This window comes from Streptomyces sp. NPDC059832 (genome assembly GCF_042731715.1).
GTDB lineage: Bacteria > Actinomycetota > Actinomycetes > Streptomycetales > Streptomycetaceae > Streptomyces.
In genome coordinates, this window is sequence record NZ_JBHWIY010000003.1 from 372,992 (window position 1) to 394,730 (window position 21,739).

General features: G+C 70.6%; 19 protein-coding genes and 2 pseudogenes. 12 read left to right on the plus strand and 9 right to left on the minus strand.

Annotation, left to right across the window (positions count from 1 at the left end):
- The first annotated feature begins 154 nt into the window (after window positions 1-154).
- The 4 genes from ACFV8T_RS06940 (at window position 155) to ACFV8T_RS06955 (ending at window position 4,699) form a co-directional block, all read left to right on the plus strand.
- Window positions 155-1,015, plus strand: a complete 861-nt coding sequence (locus tag ACFV8T_RS06940) for an SDR family oxidoreductase (RefSeq protein ID WP_385325299.1) — start codon at window positions 155-157, stop codon at window positions 1,013-1,015.
- A gap of 118 nt (window positions 1,016-1,133) precedes the next feature.
- Window positions 1,134-2,111, plus strand: coding sequence for an EamA family transporter RarD (rarD, locus tag ACFV8T_RS06945; RefSeq protein ID WP_385325301.1), 978 nt, complete (start codon window positions 1,134-1,136; stop codon window positions 2,109-2,111).
- A 72-nt stretch (window positions 2,112-2,183) separates the two neighbouring features.
- Window positions 2,184-3,749 carry an FAD-dependent monooxygenase gene (locus ACFV8T_RS06950; protein ID WP_385325303.1) on the plus strand — a complete coding sequence of 522 codons (1,566 nt, stop codon included), beginning with the start codon at window positions 2,184-2,186 and terminating at the stop codon, window positions 3,747-3,749.
- A 158-nt stretch (window positions 3,750-3,907) separates the two neighbouring features.
- A complete protein-coding gene (locus tag ACFV8T_RS06955) occupies window positions 3,908-4,699 on the plus strand; it encodes a DUF2785 domain-containing protein (protein ID WP_385325305.1) in 792 nt (263 codons plus the stop codon).
- Window positions 4,700-4,826: 127 nt separating this feature from the next.
- Here ACFV8T_RS06955 and ACFV8T_RS06960 read toward each other — a convergent pair whose 3' ends face one another.
- Complete coding sequence (locus ACFV8T_RS06960; RefSeq protein ID WP_385325306.1) at window positions 4,827-5,804, minus strand: SGNH/GDSL hydrolase family protein; 978 nt, start codon at window positions 5,802-5,804, stop codon at window positions 4,827-4,829.
- A gap of 442 nt (window positions 5,805-6,246) precedes the next feature.
- On the opposite strand from ACFV8T_RS06960, the pseudogene ACFV8T_RS06965 reads away from it, so the two are divergent.
- The 6 genes and pseudogenes from ACFV8T_RS06965 to ACFV8T_RS06990 all read left to right on the plus strand — a co-directional run.
- Window positions 6,247-6,540, plus strand: a pseudogene (locus ACFV8T_RS06965) (urease subunit gamma); the annotation flags it as partial.
- A 204-nt stretch (window positions 6,541-6,744) separates the two neighbouring features.
- Window positions 6,745-7,050, plus strand: a pseudogene (locus ACFV8T_RS06970) (urease subunit beta); the annotation flags it as partial.
- Window positions 7,051-7,121: 71 nt separating this feature from the next.
- Complete coding sequence (locus ACFV8T_RS06975; RefSeq protein ID WP_385325559.1) at window positions 7,122-9,086, plus strand: urease subunit alpha; 1,965 nt, start codon at window positions 7,122-7,124, stop codon at window positions 9,084-9,086.
- A 112-nt stretch (window positions 9,087-9,198) separates the two neighbouring features.
- Window positions 9,199-9,873 carry an urease accessory protein UreF gene (locus ACFV8T_RS06980; RefSeq protein ID WP_385325308.1) on the plus strand — a complete coding sequence of 225 codons (675 nt, stop codon included), beginning with the start codon at window positions 9,199-9,201 and terminating at the stop codon, window positions 9,871-9,873.
- A gap of 25 nt (window positions 9,874-9,898) precedes the next feature.
- Window positions 9,899-10,594, plus strand: a complete 696-nt coding sequence (ureG, locus tag ACFV8T_RS06985; protein WP_326767167.1) for an urease accessory protein UreG — start codon at window positions 9,899-9,901, stop codon at window positions 10,592-10,594.
- Complete coding sequence (locus ACFV8T_RS06990; RefSeq protein WP_385325310.1) at window positions 10,591-11,445, plus strand: urease accessory protein UreD; 855 nt, start codon at window positions 10,591-10,593, stop codon at window positions 11,443-11,445. Before ureG ends, ACFV8T_RS06990 begins: the two co-directional genes overlap by 4 nt.
- A 42-nt stretch (window positions 11,446-11,487) precedes the next feature.
- On the opposite strand, the gene ACFV8T_RS06995 is transcribed toward ACFV8T_RS06990, so the two are convergent.
- On the minus strand, window positions 11,488-11,877 hold the full coding sequence (locus tag ACFV8T_RS06995) for a VOC family protein (RefSeq protein ID WP_385325561.1): 390 nt from the start codon (window positions 11,875-11,877) through the stop codon (window positions 11,488-11,490).
- 82 nt (window positions 11,878-11,959) lie between these two features.
- Complete coding sequence (locus tag ACFV8T_RS07000; RefSeq protein WP_385325312.1) at window positions 11,960-12,871, minus strand: nitroreductase/quinone reductase family protein; 912 nt, start codon at window positions 12,869-12,871, stop codon at window positions 11,960-11,962.
- 393 nt (window positions 12,872-13,264) lie between these two features.
- Between ACFV8T_RS07000 and ACFV8T_RS07005 the strand changes: the two genes are divergently transcribed.
- On the plus strand, window positions 13,265-14,071 hold the full coding sequence (locus ACFV8T_RS07005) for an HAD family hydrolase (RefSeq protein WP_385325314.1): 807 nt from the start codon (window positions 13,265-13,267) through the stop codon (window positions 14,069-14,071).
- Window positions 14,072-14,096: 25 nt separating this feature from the next.
- On the opposite strand, the gene ACFV8T_RS07010 is transcribed toward ACFV8T_RS07005, so the two are convergent.
- The 6 genes from ACFV8T_RS07010 to ACFV8T_RS07035 form a co-directional block, all read right to left on the minus strand.
- Window positions 14,097-14,543 (minus strand): hypothetical protein, encoded by a 447-nt coding sequence (locus tag ACFV8T_RS07010; RefSeq protein ID WP_385325315.1) that lies wholly within the window; start codon window positions 14,541-14,543, stop codon window positions 14,097-14,099.
- 62 nt (window positions 14,544-14,605) lie between these two features.
- Window positions 14,606-15,199 carry a TetR/AcrR family transcriptional regulator gene (locus ACFV8T_RS07015; RefSeq protein ID WP_385325317.1) on the minus strand — a complete coding sequence of 198 codons (594 nt, stop codon included), beginning with the start codon at window positions 15,197-15,199 and terminating at the stop codon, window positions 14,606-14,608.
- 200 nt (window positions 15,200-15,399) lie between these two features.
- A complete protein-coding gene (locus tag ACFV8T_RS07020) occupies window positions 15,400-16,287 on the minus strand; it encodes an ABC transporter permease (RefSeq protein ID WP_385325318.1) in 888 nt (295 codons plus the stop codon).
- Complete coding sequence (locus ACFV8T_RS07025) at window positions 16,274-17,257, minus strand: ATP-binding cassette domain-containing protein (protein ID WP_385325320.1); 984 nt, start codon at window positions 17,255-17,257, stop codon at window positions 16,274-16,276. Before ACFV8T_RS07025 ends, ACFV8T_RS07020 begins: the two co-directional genes overlap by 14 nt.
- Before the next feature lie 296 nt (window positions 17,258-17,553).
- Window positions 17,554-18,804: an outer membrane lipoprotein carrier protein LolA gene (locus ACFV8T_RS07030; RefSeq protein WP_385325322.1), complete on the minus strand. Its 1,251-nt coding sequence runs from the start codon at window positions 18,802-18,804 to the stop codon at window positions 17,554-17,556.
- A 266-nt stretch (window positions 18,805-19,070) separates the two neighbouring features.
- Entirely contained in the window at window positions 19,071-20,081 is a 1,011-nt protein-coding gene (locus ACFV8T_RS07035; RefSeq protein WP_385325323.1) for a polyprenyl synthetase family protein, read from the minus strand.
- A gap of 156 nt (window positions 20,082-20,237) precedes the next feature.
- On the opposite strand from ACFV8T_RS07035, the gene ACFV8T_RS07040 reads away from it, so the two are divergent.
- A complete protein-coding gene (locus ACFV8T_RS07040) occupies window positions 20,238-21,737 on the plus strand; it encodes a peptide MFS transporter (protein WP_385325324.1) in 1,500 nt (499 codons plus the stop codon).
- Window positions 21,738-21,739: the final 2 nt, after the last annotated feature.

The window sequence follows — 21,739 nt, forward strand, 5'->3', positions numbered from 1 at the left end:
GGCCGCGCGCCCGGTTCACTCACGTTCACACCAGTACCTTACTTCAAAGTGGGTACTTTCGATTGGTTAGTGCACCCCCTACAGTGAGTCGTACGAGCCCGAACACGGACAAGCACCACAAGCGCCACAAGTGCCACCCAGGAGGAGAAACCCCATGAGCATCGTCGTCACCGGAGCCACCGGAGAGCTCGGCCGTCTCGTCGTCGAGGAGCTGCTGGCCACCGTGCCCGCGAGCGAGATCGCCGCCGTCGTGCGCAACGCGGAGAAGGCCGCCCCGCTCGCCGCCCGGGGCATCGAGCTGCGCGTCGCGGACTACGACCGGCCGGAGTCCCTCAAGGACGCCTTCCGGGCCGGCGACCGGGTCCTGCTCATCTCCGGCAGCGAGGTCGGCAGGCGCGTGCCGCAGCACACCGCGGTCATCGACGCGGCCAAGGCGGCGGGCGTCGCCCAGCTCGCGTACACCGGCGTACTGGGCGGCCCCGACGCCGACTTCCAGCTGGCCGACGAGCACAAGGTCACCGAGCAGCTGATCCTCGACTCCGGGCTGCCCCACACCTTCCTGCGCAACGGCTGGTACACCGAGAACTACACGGCGAACCTCGCCCCGGTCCTGGAGCACGGCGCAGTCGTCGCCAACGCGGGCGACGGGCGGGTCGCCTCCGCCACCCGCGCCGACTACGCCGCCGCGGCCGCCGCCGTGCTGACCGGCGAGGGCCACATCGGCGCGGTCTACGAGCTGAGCGGCGACATCGCCTGGTCGTTCGCGGAGTACGCGGCCGCGGTCGCCGCCGCCACCGGCAAGGAGATCGCGTACAAGAACGTCCCGGCCGCCGTGCACCAGGAGATCCTGGTCGGCGCCGGCCTGCCCGAGGGCTTCGCGGCGATCCTCGTCGACGTCGACGAGGCGATCGGGCGCAGCCTGCTCGCCGCCACGAGCGGCGACCTGGCCCGGCTGATCGGCCGTCCGACGACGCCGCTCGCCGAGACGGTGGCCGCCGCGGTGGCAGCGGCGTAACACCGCTCCCCCACACCTCAGAGGCCTCGTGTCATGACCGTATTGCGATACGGCCATGACACGGGACCCTTCCCGGCGCTACCTTCATGCAGTTGACGCAGACACGCCTGGAGGGCCCGTGAAGGGGATCAATGAACAGCGGGCGGGACTCCTGTCCGGCATCGGCGCATACGGCCTGTGGGGGCTCGTCCCGCTCTTCTGGCCACTGCTGAAGCCGGCCGGCGCCATCGAGATCCTCGCCCACCGCATGGCCTGGTCCCTCGGGTTCGTCGCCATCGCGCTGCTGGTGCTGCGCCGCTGGTCCTGGATCGGCGAGCTGATCCGGCAGCCGAGGAAACTCGGCCTGATCTCGGTGGCCGCGGCCACGATCACGGTCAACTGGGGCCTGTACATCTGGTCCGTGAACAACGGCCATGTCGTCGAGGCGTCGCTCGGCTACTTCATCAATCCGCTGGTCACCATCGCCATGGGCGTCCTGCTCCTCGGCGAACGGCTGCGCCCCGTGCAGTGGGTGGCGGTCGGCACCGGTTTCGCGGCGGTGCTGGTCCTGGCCATCGGATACGGGCGACCGCCGTGGATCTCGCTGACCCTGGCGTTCTCCTTCGCGACGTACGGCCTGATGAAGAAGAAGGTCAACATGGGCGGCCTGGAGTCGCTCACCGCCGAGACGGCCGTGATGTTCGTGCCCGCGCTCGGCTATCTGCTGTGGCTGGGCGCCCGGGGCGAGTCGACCTTCACCTCCGACGGCGCGGGCCACGCGGCACTGCTGGCCTCGGCGGGCCTCGTCACGGCCGTCCCGCTCATCCTGTTCGGCGCGGCGGCGATCCGGGTGCCGCTCTCCACGCTGGGCCTGTTGCAGTACCTGGCACCGGTCTTCCAGTTCGTCCTCGGCATCCTCTACTTCCACGAGGAGATGCCGGCGGAGCGGTGGGCCGGGTTCGCCCTGGTGTGGCTGGCGCTCACCCTGCTGACCTGGGACGCGTTCCGCACGGCACGGCGGACGAGGGCCCAGGTGCGCGAGGCACGGCAGGCCGCGCAGCAGACGTCGCGGCCGAACCCACCGGCCGACGAGCCCGCTCCACAGGTAAGACTGTAGTTGTTACTTGGTTGCTTTTTTAACTCGGTTACGTTTCTCTGGATGTCCATGGACCGTGACCGAGGAGCTCTCATGCCCGCAACCGCACCCACCGCCGCCACCCCCGACCCCGTACTGATCGTCGGTTCGGGCCCGACCGGCCTGATCCTCGCCTGCGATCTGGCACGGCGCTCCATCGGCGTACGGATCATCGACAAGTCCCCCGAATTCCCGCGCAGTTCACGGGCCAAGGGCCCCAACCCCCGCTCCCTGGAGGTGCTGGAGGACCTGGGCGTCGTCGACCGGGTCCTGGCCATGGGATCGGCGCCGCTGACCATGCGCAAGTACCGCAACGGGCTGCCGGTCGCCGACGCCGACCCCTTCGAGTCCTCGCAGCCGACGCCGGACGTCCCGTACGACCGGGGCGCGCTGATCGCCCAGTGGCAGCTGGAGGAGATCCTGCGGGACCGCCTCGCGGAGTACGGCGTGCACGTCGAGCTCGGCTCCGAGGCGGTCGGCCTGTCGCAGGGGCCCGAGTCCGTGACCGTCGCCCTCGCCGACGGCCGGAGCATCGAGGCGCGGTACGTGGTGGGCTGCGACGGCGGCCACAGCGCGGTGCGCAAACTGCTCGGCGTCCCGTTCGAGGGGAAGACGGCCGAGGAGCAGTCGATGGTCTGCGGGGACGTGGAGGTGGACGGCCTCGACCGCGGCATCTGGCACCAGTGGTTCGACGAGGACGGCGCCGTGATGCTGTGCCCGATCCCGGGCACGCGCACGGGCTGGTGGTTCCAGGCGGGACCGGAGCGGGACGCGGCGGGAGCCCTTGTGCCACCCTCCCTGGAAAGCTTCCAGCGCCTGTTCGCCAAGCACACCGGACTCCCGGGCGACCGCCTGTCGCACGCGACCCTGCTGTCCACGTACCGGGTCAACGAGCGCATGGCCGACCGCTACCGGGTGGGCCGCGTGCTCCTGGCCGGGGACGCGGCACATGTGCACTCCGTCGCGGGCGGGCTGGGCATGAACACCGGCATCCAGGACGCGTTCAACCTGGGCTGGAAGCTCGCCCGGGTCGCCGAAGGCCGGTCGGCCGCCGGGCTGCTGGACACCTACGAGGAGGAGCGGCTGCCCGTGGCCTCCTGGACGCTGGGCATCACCGCCGAGCGACTGCGGGCGACCCTCGAAGCGATCCGGCAGCCGGGCGGCGGCCTGGACTCGGCGATCTCCGGGGACACGGCGGGCCTGGGCCTCGGCTACCACTGGAGCTCGCTCTCCGCCGCCGGCTCCACCCCCCGGCTGCGGGCGGGCGACCGCGCCCCGGACGCCCCCTGCCGCGACGCCGGAACGGGCGCGCCGACCCGCCTGTTCGAGGCGTTCGCGGGCCCGCACTTCACCCTGCTGGGCTTCGGCCCGGACACGGCAAAGGCCCTTCGGGCGACGGAGGCGGCGTACGGCGACGCGGTGCGGGCGTACGGAGTGGACGCGGGAGCCCCGCACGACCTGACCGACGACGCGGGCCACGCCCGCACCGCGTACGGCGCCGAGCCCGGCACCGGCCTCCTCGTCCTGGTCCGCCCCGACAACCACGTGGCCCTGATCGCCCCGGCCCGGGAGAGCCGGGCGGTCGGGGACTACCTCGACCGCCTGGCCGGTACGGCCTGACGGCGGGGAGCCCCTGCGCATCACCCTGCCCGGCTTCGGCGGCAGGGTGATGCGGACGCCAGAACTGCCGGGCCCGGTCGGGCAGTTGACGGGTCGAGGTGGATACCTGGACATAATTCACATGCGTGCGGCAACGGCAAGGACCTATTCTGCCCGGCATGACCGACTGGAAGAGCGTCGAGGCCGCCGACTGTGCCGTGCCCACCGACCGGCCCATGGACGACCTCGTCCGCGAACTGTCCCGCGCCCTGGCAGATCCCGATCCGCTGGTCCGGGACGGCGCGCCCTACACCGTCCTCGCGACCTGGATCGCCCGCGGGGCGATCGGGACGCCCAGGCGGCTGGAGCTGGGGGACGAGATGGCCACCCGGTTCACCGACCCGCGGGTCGAGGCGCGCACCTTCGCACCCCTCGTGCTCAACATGCTGGTGGCCGCGGGGGACCTCAAGGCCGGCTGGGTGGACGCGTTCGAGCACTGGTACCCGGCGGAGCAGGATCTGCGCGGCCACGACGAGACGCTCGGCTGGCTTCACGCGGTGGCGCACGGCGCGGACCTGCTTGCCGGCTTCGGTTGCCACCCCGAGGTGGCGCCGGTGCGGATGCTGGACCTCGCCGCCGCGCGGCTGACGGCGCCCACCGACCACGTCTACGACCAGATGGAGGACGACCGCCTGGCGCGGGCGATCGCCCGGGTCCTCACCCGCACCGACCTGAGCGAACGCGACGCCGTCGGCTGGCTGGATCCGATCGCCGACCGCTTCGGGGCCGACCGCATCAGCACCCCGCTGCCCGCTCACACCAGCAACTGCCTGCGCACCCTTCGCCTGCTCTACATCCTCGCCGACCGGGGCGTGCGCCCCACCAGCGAACTGCCCGCGGAACCCCTCCACCACCGCGACGCGGTCAAGTCCGGCATAGCCACCGTCCTCGACCGGATCGTCAGGCGCTGACCGACGGCGGCTCCTCGAACTGCCTGCCCCGTCGTCGCGAACGCTCTCGGCCACCACGGGCACCAACCGCCTCCGGGTGCTGGACCGAAGGCGGCTCGGACGGGTCAGCGGACGGGAGCGGTGCGGGTCAGTCCACGGAGATGGTGTTCAGGATCGCCGATGCGACGTGATCGGCAGCGTTTCGGTGACCCCTGGCGTTGGGGTGCACGGCGGCCACCTGGTCGGGGAAGCGCGTGAAGACGCCCTCCACCCACTTGCCCGCGTCGCAGACGCTGTGGTTCCGGGAGCTGTTGTAGAGGTCGACGAAGTCGGAGGCCCTGTGCGCGCCGGCCGACTTCTCGATGGCCCTGTTGAGGGGTTCCAGTACGTCCTGGCGCAGCCAGTCCAGGTCGCCCTGCGTGATGGAAGCGAACTGCTCCCAGTCGTTGTACCGGCACTTGGACGTGTCCTCGGGGACGACCGTGGGGTAGCCGACGGCGAGGATCTTGGCCTTCGGGGCCCGCTCGTGGAGCACGGTGAGCATCCGGTTGTAGTCGCGGCTCACCTTGGCCAGGCGGCCGGGGACGCTTGCGGCCAGGTCGTCCTTGCACGGTGTGCCCACGCCACCGCTGCCCGCGCCCAGCTGCAGGCACTGGAAGAGGATGTCGGCGAACCCGAGGGTGTTGCCGCCCACGCCGACCGTGACCACGTCGGTGCCGGGGTCCACCGCCTCGGACTGGGGAGGCACCGGCGGGAACGGGTAGTCCGGGTCCTCGGAGAGAGGCGGCAGGTGGCGCCCGATCGGCTCCTGGGCACGGAAGGTGACGTCCTCGATCGTGGCGGCGCCGCAGCTGACGTTGGTCAGGTCGAGGAGCCCGCCGAGGTCGCGGTCGATGACCTGCGGGTAGGACTGGTCGGTGCGCTCGCAGCCGTCGCGGGGGTATTCGAAAATGTCTCCGGCGGCAGGAATGACCCCGGCGGTGTACGAGTCGCCCAGGGCGACCCACTGGTGGCGCGCGGCGGCGGCAGCCGGGGCCGCGTCGGCGAGCTGTACGGGCACCTGGGCGCATGCGGCGAGAGCGACGGCCGAGCCCAGCACCGTCAGTCGAGTACGGACGCTTGCCATGAATCCTCCAGATATACGGCTTTGATGACGCTGCAACCTGAAACAGCGAGTCATGGCAAGAACTGAATCCGATACGGAAAGTTACTTCGGTGCGCCCGTACGGCCCTGCCGCGGGCCGCACGGACAGCGTGTACGTGCAGTCCGTGTCGGGGACGACGAGGAGCGGGGCGCCGCGCTTGAGGTGTGCGTACTTGCAGGCTGCTGCCGGAGTTCGGCACCGTCCGAACGCTTCGGCAGCCTCGGCTTATACAGCCGGAAGGCCAGAGACTCCGCACCGCCCGGCTCGATTTCACCTGATCGTGTACGCGATCAGGTGACGCGTCCTACTCGATGAACTCTGCCGCTCATGATCGGTGAGCGACTGGCGCCGCCCGAGGACGTGCTCCGTGTCCTTCCGCAGGCCCGGCCGCTGGCCCTGCCCGTTCAAGAGAAATGGCTCATCGTGCATTTGACTCCGCATGAGCAGGAGCGCCTGCTGATCCATGTGGCGGCTGACGTGGCGCAGCGGCGCCGCAGTAGCGGGCTGCTCCTCAACTACCCCGAGGTGATGGCCCTGCTGACGGTGCACGTCTTCGAGCAGGCACGGGCCGGCCGGACAGTCAGCGACGTCATGGAATCGGGCCGGCAGTTACTGAGCCGGGACGAAGTGATGGACGGCGTACCGGAGATGATCAAGAACGTTCAGGTGGAGGCGACTTTTCCGGACGGCACCAAGCTGGTCACCATCCACGATCCCTTCCCTGAGGCAACCGAGGAGCCCGAGGTCCACCCGGGCAAGGTCGAGCACCCCCGGCCGCCCCGCAAGCCGGGCTGCCCGGTCGACTGCGACGGCGACAGGGGCAACGATGCGCCGTCGTGCTGTGACAAGTGCCGGGACACGGAGTCCTGGTACATGGCGATCGAGTTCAACGCAGACCTGCAGGAGGACGCCACCACGCTGCCGGGTGCGGGCAGGACGAGGATCAGGGTGAAGAACATGTCGGACCGCCCCGTCCAGGTCGGTTCCCACTATCACTTCGCCGACGTCAACCCGGGGCTGAAGGTCCTCAGGGTCGAGGTCCCTTCCGGTCCGGAACTGGAGTCGCCCCAGGAGCTCAAGGACTGCGAGGCGGCGCGGATGCGGCGGCTGAACATCGCCGCGGGTACGTCCGTGCGCTTCGAGCCGGGCGACGAGTGCTGCGTCGAACTGGTGGAGATCCAGGGCGATCGACAGGTCAAGGGACTGCGTGAGGTGGCGCACCGGTGAGCAACAACAAATCCACCCCGTCCAGCAGCAGGTCGGCGAGGTCGCCGGAGAACTCGGCGCCGAGCAACGTCCTGAAGCGGGCCGATTACGCCGCTCTGTACGGGCCCACCGCCAAGGACCGTGTCCGCCTGGCCGACACCGCCCTGACCATCGAGATCGAGGCGGACTGGAGCGGCGGTCCGAAGCACAGCGGTAACGAGATGATCTTCGGCGGCGGAAAAGTGATCCGGGAGTCGATGGGAATGTCCCACATCCCCAGAGACGGGGACGCCGAAGGACGCACGCCCGTGGACACGGTCGTCACCGGTGCGCTGATCCTCGACTGGTGGGGGGTCGTCAAGGCCGATGTCGGGCTCCGCGACGGTGTGATCGCCGCGATCGGCAAGGCGTACAACCCCGAGACGATGGACCCGATCCCGGACAACGTGTTCGAGATGCCGGACCGTACGTCCCCGAGTGACAAGCTGCCGGAGACGGTGCGGCCGACGAACTTCGTGGTCGGTCCGAACACCGAGGTCATCTCCGGCAACGGGCGGATCCTCACCGCGGGAGGTGTGGACACCCACGTCCATTTCATCTGCCCGGAGCAGATCCACGAGGCCCTCGCCTCGGGCGTGACCACGCTCATCGGCGGCGGCACCGGCCCCGCCGAGGGCAGCACGGCCACCACCGTGACCCCGGGCGCGTGGCACATCACCCGGGTCTTCGAAAGCCTGGACGCGTACCCGGTCAACATCGGCCTGCTCGGCAAGGGCAGCACGGTGAACACGGACGCCCTCAACGAACAGGTCGACGCAGGCGTCATCGGGTTCAAGGTGCACGAGGACTGGGGAGCCACGCCCGCCGTGATCGACGCGGCGCTGGACGTGTGCGAGAGCCGCCAGGTCCAACTGGCCCTGCATGCCGACTCACTGAACGAATCCGGCTTCCTGGACAGCACCCGCGACGCCTTCACGAGAGACGGCAAAAAGCGTTCCGTCCACATCTTCCACGTCGAGGGCGCCGGCGGTGGCCACGCCCCGGACATGATCGAACTGGTCAAAGAGAAGAACGTACTGCCCGCTTCGACCAACCCGACCCGCCCCCTGACGGTGAACACCGTCAAGGAGCACGTCGACATGATGGTGGTCTGCCACCACCTCAATCCAGACATTCCGGCGGACATGGCCTTCGCCGACTCCCGCATCCGGCCGTCCACCATGGCCGCGGAGGACCTCCTCCACGACATGGGCGCCATCTCGATGATGTCCTCCGACGCCCAGGCGATGGGACGCATCGGCGAGATGGTCATGCGCACCTGGCAGACCGCACACGTCATGAAATCCCGATACGGCCCTCTGAAGGAGGACCTCGCCCACGCGAAGGTCCGCCCGATCGCTGACGACGCCGACCACTCCCACAACGCGGAGAGGCTCATCCCGAACGACAACTACCGGGCACGCCGCTACGTCGCCAAGTACACGATCAACCCCGCGATCACTCACGGCATCGACGGTCACGTCGGTTCCGTGGAGACCGGGAAGCTCGCCGACCTGGTGCTCTGGGAGCCGAAGTTCTTCGGCGTCAAGATGCACATGGTCCTCAAGGGCGGGCAGCTCGCCTACGCGCAGGTCGGCGACGCCAACGCATCGATCACGACACCGCAGCCCTTCCTGCCGCGACCGGTCTGGGGCTCCACCGGCCGTTCCCCCCTGAGCAACTCGTACAACTTCGTGGCACCCGGCGTGGCCGACGAGCTGAACTCGCGCGTCGTCACCGTCCGGGACAGCGGCGGGAACGTCACCGAGATGACGACCGGTGGGCTCGGCATCGGCAAGAAGTTCATGGACATCTCGACGAGCATCCGGGACGTCACCAAGGCCGACATGAAGCTGAACGACACGGTGCCGGAGAGTCTCCACGTCGACCACAACAGCTTCGAGGTCACCATCGGCGGTGCGACCACAGGGGACGCCCGCACGGAACTCAACGGAGCGACCGTGCCGCGATCCTTTGTCACTGAAGTCCCCATGGCTCAGCGGTACTTCCTCTTCTGACCGGCCCCCGCCCGGACGGCGACGCCGTCACCGCAGCAGTGGTCCGGGCAGGCACCCGTGCCCTCCTGGACCACTGCACCACCCGACCCCGCGAAAGGCAGCCGGATCGCCCATGAGCCGTGCCGCACTGCTCCTGCTGGCCGACGGCCGTTTCCCCGCCGGCGGGCACGCCCACTCCGGCGGCGTCGAAGCCGCGGTCGCCCACAAAGCCGTACACGACATCAACAGCCTCGAAGCCTTCTGCCGCGGGCGCCTGCACACCACCGGTCTGACCACGGCCGGCCTGGCTGCCGCGGCCGCCGCCGGATGCGACCCCCTGATGCTGGACGACGCCGCCGACGCCCGCACCCCCGTCCCCGCGCTGCGCGCCGTGGCCCGCAGGCTCGGCCGGCAGATGATGCGCGCGGCACGCGCCACCTTCCCGTCCGCCGAACTCGACCGCCTGGCCGCCGAGCGACCCCAGGGTGCCCATCAGCCCATTGTCCAGGGCATCGCCGCCCGAGCCGCCGGGCTCACCCCAAAGGACGCCGCCTGTGCCGCAGCGTACGAAGCCGTCGGCGGCCCGGCCACCGCAGCGGTGCGCCTGCTCAGCCTCGATCCCCTCGCCGCCTCGTGGCTGCTGGCACGCCTGAGCACGGAGGTCGACACCGTCGCTGCGAACGCCGCCGACGCGGCGGCCCGCGTGGAGACCGAAGGTCTTGACGCCCTGCCGTCGGCGTCCTCTTTGCTGCTGGACATCACCGCGGAACAGCACGCCGCCTGGACCGTGCGGCTCTTCGCCTCTTGAACCCACCCCTGCCCCTGGAGCTTCCATGCACCTCGATCACCCCGTGACCATGCCCCACCGCCACACCTACAGCGCCGAGCCGCTGCGCGCGGACGGCAGCCTCCGCGCCTTCCGCGTCGGCCTGGGCGGTCCCGTAGGTTCCGGCAAGACCGCCAGCGTCGCCGCGCTCTGCCGCACGCTGCGCGACAGACTCTCCCTCGCCGTCGTCACCAACGACATCTACACCCGCGAGGACGCCGAGTTCCTGCTGCGCGAGGCCGTGCTGCCGCCCGAGCGGATCACCGCGGTGGAGACCGGAGCCTGCCCGCACACCGCGATCCGGGACGACATCTCCGCCAACCTGGAGGCCGTCGAGCACTTCGACGAGACCCTCGACCCCCTCGATCTGGTGCTCGTCGAGTCCGGTGGCGACAACCTCACCGCCACCTTCTCCAAGGGCCTTGTCGACGTGCAGATCTTCGTCATCGACGTCTCCAGTGGCGACGACATCCCCCGCAAGGGAGGACCCGGCATCACCACCGCCGACCTCCTCGTCGTCAACAAGACCGACCTCGCTCCGCACGTCGGTGCCGACCTCGCCACCATGGCAGCCGACGCCGAACGGCAACGCGGCGCCCTTCCCGTCGTCTTCACCAGCCTCACCTCCGACGACGGCATCCGCGAGATCGCCGACTGGATCACCGGGCACCTCACCCGGTGGCGCGCGAAGGCGGCGGCATGAGCTCCGGCTCCCGACTCGCTGAGCCCGATATCCCGCTCGATCCCGCCGTCCCAGCCGCCGATGCCGAGGCATCCTGCGGACACCCGGACGGTGTGCATGCCACCGCGCGCATCCGTGCCACGTACAACGGACGCGTCACCACGCTCCCGCAGCTGCGCAGTGACGGCCCGTTCCATCTACGCCGCATGCGCACCGGCGGACGGGCTGCCACGGTGGGGATCATCGGTGCGATGAGCGCTCCGCTCGGCGGCGACCGACTCGCCCTCGACATCACCGCCGAAGACCGGGCCGAACTGGAGGTCACCACGGCCGCCGCCACGCTCGCCCTCCGTGGTCCCACCACCGCGCCGGCCACCTACGACGTACGGCTGACCGCTGGGGAGCACGCCAGCCTGCGCTGGCTGCCACAGCCGCTGATCAGCGCCGCCGGCAGCAATCTGCACCAGACCTGCACCGTCAGCCTTGCCGCGACCTCGCGACTGCTGCTGCGCGAGGAGCAGATCCTGGGCAGAGCCGACGAGGAACCGGGTCACCTCGTCAGCCGCGTCCGGGTCCACCACGCCGGCCGCCTGCTGCTCGACCAGCACACCGCCTACGGGGACCCGGCGCCCGGGTGGGACGGCCCCTCGGTCCTGGGCGGACACCGCGCCGTCGGCCAGCTCCTCGTCGTGCACCCGGAGCTGGACGTCAGTCGTGCCCCCGTCCTGCTCCGCGAAGGGATCAAGGACGGCTGTGCGGTCCTCGCGCCGCTGGCCGGCGGCCCGGCGCTGCTTGCCACCGCTGTCGCCCCGTCCTCCTCGGCTCTGCGGGAACTGCTCGACGAAGCGCTCAGGCACGCACTCGGCGAGTAGTGCAGAGGGCTCGGGTCCCGCCGTTCCCGCCCCGCCCGCCGGTCAGTCCCCCACCACGTCCTGCGGATACCAGCGCAGCTCGACGGTGTTGCCGTCCGGGTCCTGGACGTACACCGACTGCGCCTCGCCCCGGGCGCCCGAGCGGGAGACCGGGCCCTCCAGCACGGTGAAGGCGCCCGCGTCGATCACCTCCTGCCAGTCCAGCGGCTCGACGACCAGGCAGATGTGGTCGACGTTCGACTCATGGCGCGGTCGGCCCAGCAGATCGATGATCGTCGTCGGGCTGACCCGCACCGACGGGAACGGGAACTTCCCCGCCCGCCACTCGTCCACCTTGATCGGCTCCAGGCCGAGGGGACCGCAGTAGAACTCCAGGGAACGCTCGACGTCCTGCACGTTGAGCACCAGGTGGTCGAAGTCCTTGACTCTCACTCGCACGGCACAGCCTTTCACCGCTCGGAAGCAGTTCGGTTCGGTCTCTTCGGTTCGGTCTCTTCGCTTCGATGCATTCGATTCACGGGGCCGGAGGAGCCGGCGGCCACGGGACCCCGGCCAGCAGGGGCACGATCTGCTCCTCCTCGTAGTCGAGGTGCGCGTTCAGTTCCGTGGACATCCTGTCCAATTCGGCGCGGAAGCGCTCGGGTTCGGCGATGCCGATGTCCGCCAGCAGGGCCGCCAGCTCGCCCTGGATGCGGGCGACCGTGCGGTGTTCGTCGGCGAGCCGGGCGAAGGTGTCCGTCAGGTGCGGGTGGTAGCGGGCGATGCCGGGGAACAGGTGGGCGTCCTCACTGGTGTGGTGGAACTCCAGCGCCTGGCAGAACGCCAGGCAGCGCTGCCTGATCTGCAACCCGAGGCCCGGAACCGGTGGCGCGCCGGGGCCCCGGTGGGCGGCCCGTGCGGCGAAGTGGGCGTCCACTTCCGCCTTCACCTGGCGCAACTGGCCCCGCAGCCAGGTGTGGACCTCCATCACCTTGTCGGCGAGGGTGCTGACCTCGCGCGGGGCCTCCCAGCCGTCGGGCTCGGCGCGTTCCAGCACCACGACCGGGAGGAGCCGGGTGGTCCGGGCCTGGTAGTCGGCGTAACCGGGCGCGGCCTTCACCGCGTGACCGAACAGTTCCTCGCGCCGCGCCCCCTCCGCGGGGACCGCGAGGGCCTGGAACGTACGGGTGCCGAGCTCCACCCGGACCACGGGGTGGGCGAGCAGGTTGTGGTACCAGTCGGGGTGGTGCGGGGCGCCGAGGTTGGAGCCGATGACCAGCAGCGCGTCGCCGTGGCGGACGTAGCCGAGGGGGGTGGTGGTCTCCTTCCCCGACCTCGCGCCGGTGGTGGTCAGCAGGAGCAGGTCCCCGCCTTCGAAGGGACCGCCGGCCTTACCGCCGTTGGCTCGGAACTCCTCGATGACGGATCGATGGAAAGGTGTGGGCATACGTTCTGTGTCTCCGTGGGAACGGGTGATCGCGATGCGCGGCCCATGACGGTGCACGGTGCCGGGACATGCGGAAGGGGAGAGTGCGACCAGCGGTCGCCGCTGCGTCAGGTGCGGGTGCGTCAGATGCAGGGCGCGGAGTATGAACTCATGACGGGCCCCTCGGTGAAGGGCGTTCGCCCGAGCACCGGCCGGCCCACTGCTCTTTGGCCGGCGTCACGCGACACCGGCTTCATTACACGCACCCCGGCGGGGGTCTGTCAACGCGTGCCCGTCCGCGCTCCGGACGCTCCTGGGCACTGTCGTTGGGGTCAGGCCGGGCTCGCATGCCCCGGCAGCGGTCCCCGCTCCCCGATCCGGCCCGGCCCGAACGGAAGACCCTAGTCTTGTGCCATGCCCATCCCACCCGCATATGCCCTCGTCGCCACCGACCTGGACGGCACCCTGCTGCGCCGCGACGACACCGTGAGTCCTCGCACCCGCGCCGCGCTCGTCCTGGCCGCCCGCGCCGGGGCCCGGCATCTCGTGGTCACCGGGCGGCCCGTGCCCGGGATACGCGGACTGCTCGCCGAACTGGGCTACCGGGGACCGGCGGTGTGCGGTCAGGGGACCCAGTTGTACGACGCCGGGTCCGGGCGGCTGGTGCGTGCGCTCACCCTGGACCGGGAGGCGGCCGACACCGCGCTCGGCAAGATCGAGGCCCAGGTGGGGCCGGTCTTCGCGGCCGTGGACCAGGACGGGCCCGAGGGGCGGACCCTGATCGAGCCGGGGTATGCGATGCCCCATCCGGCACTGCCCGCCCAACGGACCCGGCATCGCCACGAGTTGTGGTCCGCGCCGGTCGTCAAGGTGCTCATCCGGCACCCGGAGCTCACGGACGACGCGCTGGCCGAGGCGGCCCGTGATGTCGTCGGTGATCTCGCCACCGTCACGCTCTCCGGCCCCGGCACGGTCGAGCTCCAGCCGTACGGCGTCGACAAGGGGACCGGGCTCGCGCTGGCCGCCGAATACCTCGGCGTGGCCGCCGACTCCACGATCGCCTTCGGGGACATGCCCAACGACCTGCCGATGTTCCGGACGGCCGGGTACGGCGTGGCCATGGCCAACGCCCATCCGCAGCTGCGGGCCGCGGCGGACGAGGTGACGTCGTCGAACGAGAGCGACGGCGTCGCGGAGGTGCTGGAGCGGGTGTTCGGCTGAGTCGTCCGTACCGGCCGGCGGGGTGTCAGAGCGACATGAGGCAGTAGAGCCGGTGCGGCTCGGGGCGGGCCCGCGCCTCCTCGGCCAGGTCCGCCAGTTCGTTCAGGAAGTCGGCCAGCTCGCCGGGCGGGGCTTCACCTCCGAACTCCTCGATGTGCGACCAGGCCTCGGCCACCGCCGTGAACCCGCCGGGCCTCGCGGCCGCCAAGGCGTCGCGGAGCTCGTCCGTGAGCGTGACCAGCCAGCGGGAGTCGTCCTCGGGGGAGCTGAGCAGCCGGTTGAAGCGCGGCAGCGACGTGACGTCGTCGTACGGCGTGCCGGTGAGCAGGCTCTCGGCCTGGCCCAACTGCACGTACGGGTCGATGCCCTTCACCGGGAGCAGGGGGAGACCGGCCGCCTCGACACCCTGGTCGAAGGTCGCCAGAGCCGCCGGGTCGTCCGGTGCGCTGAAGTAGTCGTACAGGTTTCCCATGCGCCGCATGCTCGCACGCCCGTCTGACAGTCGGCCCGGCCCCGGTGCGTCCCGCCCGGCCCTCACGGCTCCGGCGGCACCCCGATCGCCCGCAGCACATGGGCGACCAGTGCCGCGATCTCCTCCTCGCCCTGTATCGGCTTGCGCAGGAGGTGGCGGTAGTACATCGGGCCGTACAGCATCTCCACGACCAGCGGAAGGTCGGCGTCCGGCGGGATCTGCCCCTGTTCCTGGGCCCGGCGCAGGCGGGCGACCGCCTCATCGAAGCGGGGGTCGACCAGCTTCGCCCGGACGGTCCGCGCGAGTGCGTCGTCGTGGTGCATCTCGGAGAGGATCCCGGCGTACGCGGGGCCGTAGGGCGGCGTGGTGATGAGCTTCACCGCGCCCATCAGATTGGCCCGCAGATCGGCGGCGATGTCGCCGGTGTCGGCGAACGGCGTCGTGCCGACCAGCGCGTCGGTGAAGGCCTCCAGGATCACCGCACTCTTTGACGGCCACCAGCGGTAGATCGTCTTCTTGCTGACACCCGCTCTGGCCGCGATGGCCTCGACGGTGACGCGGCCGTACCCCTTCTCCGTGCACAGTTCGAGAGCGGCCTCCAGGGTCGCCCTTCGTGATCTCTCGCTGCGACGCTGCGAACTCGGCGATGTGATCATTCGGTGAGCATAAGCGTGTTCGGGCCGACCCTTGTTGACAGTGTGTCGCCAGAGGTCGAACAATACCCAGGCGGAAACGGAACGTGCCGTGTCGTATCGTTCCTGCAGTTCGCACCGTTCGTGCCGTTCGTGCCGCGACGAGCCGATCGGGGGACGGCTCGCCCGGCCGACGGCGCGAGTGGGGTGTTGCGCCCCGTGCGTCAGGCGGTGATGTCCTTCGCCGTGAAACGGGCCCAGGCCGCCGAGCCGAACACCGCCGCGTACAAGCCCTGAAGCCCCAGGTTCTTGACCACTTCGTCCCAGTGGACGGGGTCGCGCAGCAGGTCCGCGTACGACATCCAGTAGTGCGGGAAGAGATACGGATGCATCCCGCTCAACTGCGGGATGCCGTCCATGATCTGCACGGTGATCAGCAGCCCGACGGTGGCGGCCATGGCCGCGATGCCGCTGCTGGTGAGGGTCGAGACGAACAGGCCGATCGCCGCGAACCCGACCAGCGACGCTGCGACCACCACCGCGACCAGCCCGGCCCGCAGCAGTCCCTCGCCGAAGCCGATCCGCGTCCCCGAGATGGTCGTGACCTCGCCGACGGGGAAGAGCAGCGCACCCACGGCGAGTGCGGAGAGGGCCACCACCAGGGTCGCGACCAGGCAGAACACCAGCACCGAGGCGTACTTCGTCAGCAGCAGCCTGGTCCGTCCGGCGGGGGCGACCAGCAGATAGCGCAGCGTTCCCGCGTTCGCCTCGCCCGCGACCGAGTCCCCCGCGACGACCCCGACGGCCATCGGCAGGAAGACCGGGAGCGTCACGGCGAGGGCGGCGAAGACCAGGAAGAGGCCGTTGTTGGTGACCTGGGAGAGGAACGCCGGGCCTCCCCCGCCGCCGCCCGGTCCGGGCGAGGAGCCGTGGTTCGTCTCGATCCGCACCGCGACGCCGATCAGCACGGGCACGGCGGCCAGCACCCCGAGCAGCGCGAGGGTGCGCCAGCGGCGGAGCGTGGTGGTCAGTTCGGAGCGGAGGATCCCGAAGGTCCACAGCGGGCTCGGTGCCCTCCCCGCCCCGGCGACTGCGGTCTCAGCCTGCGACATCGAAACCCTCTCCGGTGAGTGCGACAAAGGCGTCCTCCAGCGAGGCCCGTTCGACGCCGAAGGACCTCAGGCGTACGCCGGCGTGCACCAGCGCCGCGCTGAGGTCGGCGAGTTCGACGTCGCCCGGCGGGGCCTCGGCGCTCACCCGGTCGCCGTCGACCGCGATCCCGGTGACGCCCAGTTCCTTGAGGACCCGGGCGGCGTCGCCCGGGTCGGGGGTGGTGACGGCCAGCCGGCCGCGGGCGCCCGCCGCCAGTTCCGCGACCGGGCCCTGGATGACCAGCCGGCCCCTGGCCATCACCGCGGCATGCGTGCAGACCTGCTCGATCTCGTCGAGGAGGTGCGAGGACAGGAAGACGGTGGTGCCGTCCGCCGCCAGTTCCCTGACCAGGGCGCGGATCTCCCGCATGCCCTGCGGGTCCAGGCCGTTGGTCGGCTCGTCGAGGACGAGCAGGCGGCGCGGCTGGAGCAGGGCGGCGGCGAGGCCGAGGCGCTGCTTCATGCCGAGCGAGTACGCCCTGGCCTTCTTCCCGGCCGCCGCGGCCAGCCCGACCCGGTCCAGGGCGTGGCCCACCCGGGACCGGCGGGTACGCGGATCGGCGGTCGGGTCGGCGGAGTCGTACCGCAGCAGATTGTCCCGGCCGCTCAGGAAGCCGTACAGCGCGGGCCCCTCGATCAGCGCGCCGACCTGCGGGAGCACGGTGCGGGCGGCGCCCGGCATGGTGTGGCCCAGGAGCCGCGCGGTGCCGGACGTCGGGTCGATCAGGCCCATCAGCATCCGGATGGTGGTGGTCTTGCCCGAGCCGTTGGGGCCGAGGAATCCGAAGACGCTGCCGCCGGGGACGCTGAGGTCGAGGCCGTCGACGGCGAGCTGGCCGCCGCGGTACCGCTTGGTGAGGCCCCGGGTCTCGATCACGGCTCCCGGCTCGGTGACCGCCCTCGGTTCGACGACGGTCCCGGACTCTGTCATGCGTACTCCCCATGGGTCGGGCGGGGCCCGTCCGCCGGACGGGCCGGGGCCTGTCGTCAAACTGCCGTCGTCGCCCACGGAGGGCGGCCGCGCGGCGTCCGGTGCGTGCGATCCCAAGGCGCCGGAATGGTCTCGTGGCGGAGCTACCAGGCTATTGCGGCAACGCCGCGAGCGTGCGTGCCGGACGCCGCGCGGCAGACGCCAGTTTGACGACAGGCCCCAGGGCGGACCGCCCCGCCGTACGGAGCGTACGGCGGGGCGGGCGAGCGGTGCGGGAAGCGCGGCGCGACCCGGCGTCAGGAGGCGTTGTTCGCCGCCCGGACCAGCGCGTCCTTGGTGACCGCGCCGACGTACACCTTGCCGTCGTCCGTCATCAGGGCATTGACCAGGCGGGTCTTGAAGACCGTGCCCGAGCCGAACGTGCCGGAGACCTTGTCGCCCAGCGCGTCCAGGAACTGCTGGGCCTCGGCCGGGACATCGCCCGACGCCTTCGAGGGGAGCCCGGTGCCGCCCGGAGTCGTGATCTCGGCGATGGCGCTCCAGCCCTTGCCTATGACCTTGGTGTCCTTGGCGCCCTCGCCCCCGGCGCCCAGCCCCTCGGCACCCGGGATCAGGCCGTCGAGGCCCTTGTCGGCCTTGTGCTGCGCCTTCGCGTCGTCGGCCTCGGTCACCTCGGTGCCCTTGGGCGGGGTGAACGTGAACGAGGAGGCGTCCGGCTTCGAGAAGTCGACCTTGGTGAATCCGGCGTCGACGACGGCCTTGCCACCGGCGCTCGGAAGCAGCGTGAACTTCAGCGGCACGCCGTTCTCCGCGTCGACCGCGATCGTGACCGAACCGATCGTGGAACCGCTCTGCTTCGGCTTGAGGACCAGCTTGTACGCGTCGCGCCCGGCGACCTGCGCGGTGCCGTCGACCGTCACCGACGTGGTGGGGCCGGCGGCCTTCAGCACCTGCTCGGCGAGTGCCTTCGGGGTGGTGGGCACGCCCTCGGGAACCGGGTGCCCGGACTTCTTCCCGGCGTCCTGGCCGGCCCGGTCCTCGGTGGCGTGGTAGGCCTCGTCGGACTTGCTGTCGAATGCCCAGACCTGATCGCCGTTGCGGATCAGGCTGTACTCGGACGCGTTGTCCAGGATCGACAGCCGCTGCTTGTCAGGGCCGTCGGCGGCCACCCGGAGGGTGTGCGTGCCGGAGGCCAGCTCCGTCATCCGCTCCTGCGGATCGGCGCTCGAACCGCCCTTGCCGCCCCCGCCGCCCGGAGCGAAGGAGCCGGCCAGACCGCCGAGCGACGGGATGCCGAGGTCCGTGCTGATCTTCACCGTGCCGGAGAGCTGCTGGGTGTCCGAAGCGGCGATCTTCTCGATGAGCTTCTGTGCGCTGATCTTCGGCAGATCGGGGTCGCCGGAACTCGCGAGCGCCGGGACCAGCCCGATCGTCGCGGCCGCAACTCCCGCCACCGCGACCGGGACGATGTAGCGCGCCGCCTTGCGGCGGCCGGCGGCGGTGCCCCTGGTCCCGCCGTTGGTCTCTGCGCTGTCGTTCGGTGCCATGTGTGCCCTACCTCCGTGGTCGGCGGCTTCCGTCCGGTTGCACTCGTCCACTCCGTGCCGCCATTCTCACCCGGTTTGGTCAGGAGTGGTTGTTCTCCATCTGACCAAACCGGCGGTGCGGAAGCGTCAGCCCCCGGGAGCAACTCCGCGTACCTCTTCGGTATGACACCGGGAGGCGATTGCTCCCCCATCCAGTAGGGGACGCCACGACGGCGACCCGGAGCCGGTCGTGTGGCCGCCCGGTCCGGAGATCACCCGAAAGGCTCTCAGCCCGCGCGGTGCACCACCGCGTCGCACAGCTCCCGCAGCGCGGCCTTCGCATAGCCCTCGGGCAGCGGCGTCAGCGTCGCGCGCGCCTCCTCCGCGTACCGGACGGTCTCCCGTCGGGCCTGCTCCAGCGCCGGGTGGGCGCGCAGCCTGCGCAGCGCCTCGGCGTGCCGGGCGTCGTCGCTGAGGTCGCCGTCGAGGAGCGCGACGAGCTCCAGGTCGTCCGGCTTCCCGTCGGCCGCCGCCCGCGCCCGCAGGTGGAGCACGGGGAGCGTCGGGATGCCCTCGCGCAGATCGGTGCCCGGGGTCTTGCCGGACTCGTGGGAGTCGGAGGCGATGTCGAGTACGTCGTCGGCGAGCTGGAAGGCGACGCCGAGCCGCTCCCCGTACTGGGTGAGGATGTCGACCGCCGACTCGTCCGCGCCGGCCATCATCGCGCCGAACCGGCAGGCCACCGCGATCAGCGAGCCGGTCTTGCCGCGCATCACTTCCAGGTAGTGCTCGACCGGGTCACGGCCGTCGCCCGGCCCCGCGGTCTCCAGGATCTGGCCGGTGACCAGCCGCTCGAACGCCTCCGCCTGGATGCGTACGGCCTCCGGTCCGAGGTCGGCCAGTATGTGCGAGGCGCGGGCGAAGAGGAAGTCGCCGGTCAGCACGGCCACCGAGTTGCCCCAGCGGCTGTTGGCGCTGTCCACGCCGCGGCGCACGTCCGCCTCGTCCATCACGTCGTCGTGGTAGAGCGTCGCGAGGTGCGTCAGCTCGACGACGACGGCCGCGGGCACGATGCCCGGCGCGTCCGGGTCGCCGAACTGGGAGGCCAGCATCGCCAGCAGCGGCCGGAAACGCTTGCCCCCGGCGCGTACGAGATGCTGCGCGGCCTCCGTGATGAAGGGCACGCCGCTCTTGGTGGCATCGAGCAGCCCGGACTCGACAGCAGCCAACCCGGCCTGGACATCGGCCTCAAGTGCCTGGTCCCGCACGCTCAGCCCGAACGGCCCGACGACGGTCACGAGGGGATCTCCTGTCTGCTGACGATCACACGGAATGTCGATGTGTCGCTGTCATCACTCAAGTCAGCGTATCCGGTCCCCTTTGGATCACCGTGGGCGCCTTCCCGCCACCGCCGGTATGTTCGGGATCAGCTCATACGATCAGGAGTTCTCCCTTTGTCCCACACGGCCACCGACACCGAACCGAGTCAGCCGCCGCCCGAAGACGACCATGCCTTTTTCGGCCAGCCACGAGGGCTGATGACCCTGTCCGGCCTGGAGGTCTGGGAACGCTTCTCGTTCCTGGGCATGCAGGCGATCCTGGTCCTCTACTTCGCGGACACGGTCGCCCGCGGCGGCATGGGCATGGAGGCGGGCACCGCCGCGTCCGTCTCGGCCGCCTACGGCACCCTCGTCTACCTGGTCTCCGTCGCCGGCGGCTGGCTCGCCGACCGCATCCTCGGCTCGTACCGCGCCGTCCTGTACGGCGGAATCCTCATCGCCTGCGGGCATTACGCCATGGCGGTGCCCACCGACACCATGACCTGGGTCGGCCTCGGCCTGATCAGCGCCGGAACCGGTCTGCTCAAGCCCAATGTGGCGACCATGGTCGGCAAGCTCTACCGCACCACCGACGAACGCCGCGACGCCGGCTTCGCCCTCTATTACATGGGCATCAACATCGGGGCGTTCCTCGGCCCGCTGGTCACCGGCTGGCTCGGGGACCACGCGAGCTGGCACTGGGGCTTCTCGGCCGCCGCCTTCGGCATGACCCTCGGTCTGATCCAGTACGTGCTGGGCCGACGTCACCTGGCCGGGCGAAAGCACGGCGCCGAATTCGCGCTGGCACCAGCACCCATGCGCCGCGCCATTCGGCTGATCGTCGTCGGCGCCGTCGTGGTCGCCGCCGTCGCCACCGCGCTCGCCCTGGCGGGCCGGCTGACCATGGACCGCTTCGTCGACCTGCTCACCCTGATCTCGGTGATCGCACCGGTCGTCTACTTCGTGGTGATGTTCCGCAGCCCCCGGGTCACCTCGGAGGAACGCGGCAGGCTGCGCCCGTACGTGGTGCTGTTCCTGGCCTCTGTCGTCTTCAACTTCATCCTGTTCCAGGCGTACTCGACGATGATGCTGCTCGCGTCGGCCAACGCCCGTACCGAGATCTTCGGCTTCCATTTCCCGGCGAGCTGGTACGCCTCCGCGCTCGGCGCCTTCGAGGTCGCGCTCGCCCCGGTGGTCGCCACCGTCTGGGCCCGGATGGGTCCGCGCCAGCCGCACGCCTCGAACAAGATCGCGATCGGGGTGATCCTCGGCGGGCTGTCCTTCCTGCTGATGGTGCTGCCGACCTCCGGGCACTCCGGCGACACCTTCAAGATGGCCGCCTGGTGGATCGTCGGCTCGTACCTGCTGCTCGGCCTCGGCGACATCCTGCTGGAGACCTCCGGCATGTCCGCGACCACCAAGCTCGCCCCCAAGGCGTTCGCCAGCCAGACGATGGCGCTCTGGTTCCTCTCGCTGGCGCTCGCCAACGGCATCCAGGCCCAAGTCGTGAAGCTGTACGGCGAGGTCTCCAACCCCGCCTACTTCGGTGTAAATGGCGCGATTGCGGTGGTGGCCGGTGTGGCCGTCATCGCCGCCGCACCCTGGCTCAAGCGCACCATGCACCCTGTCCACTGAGG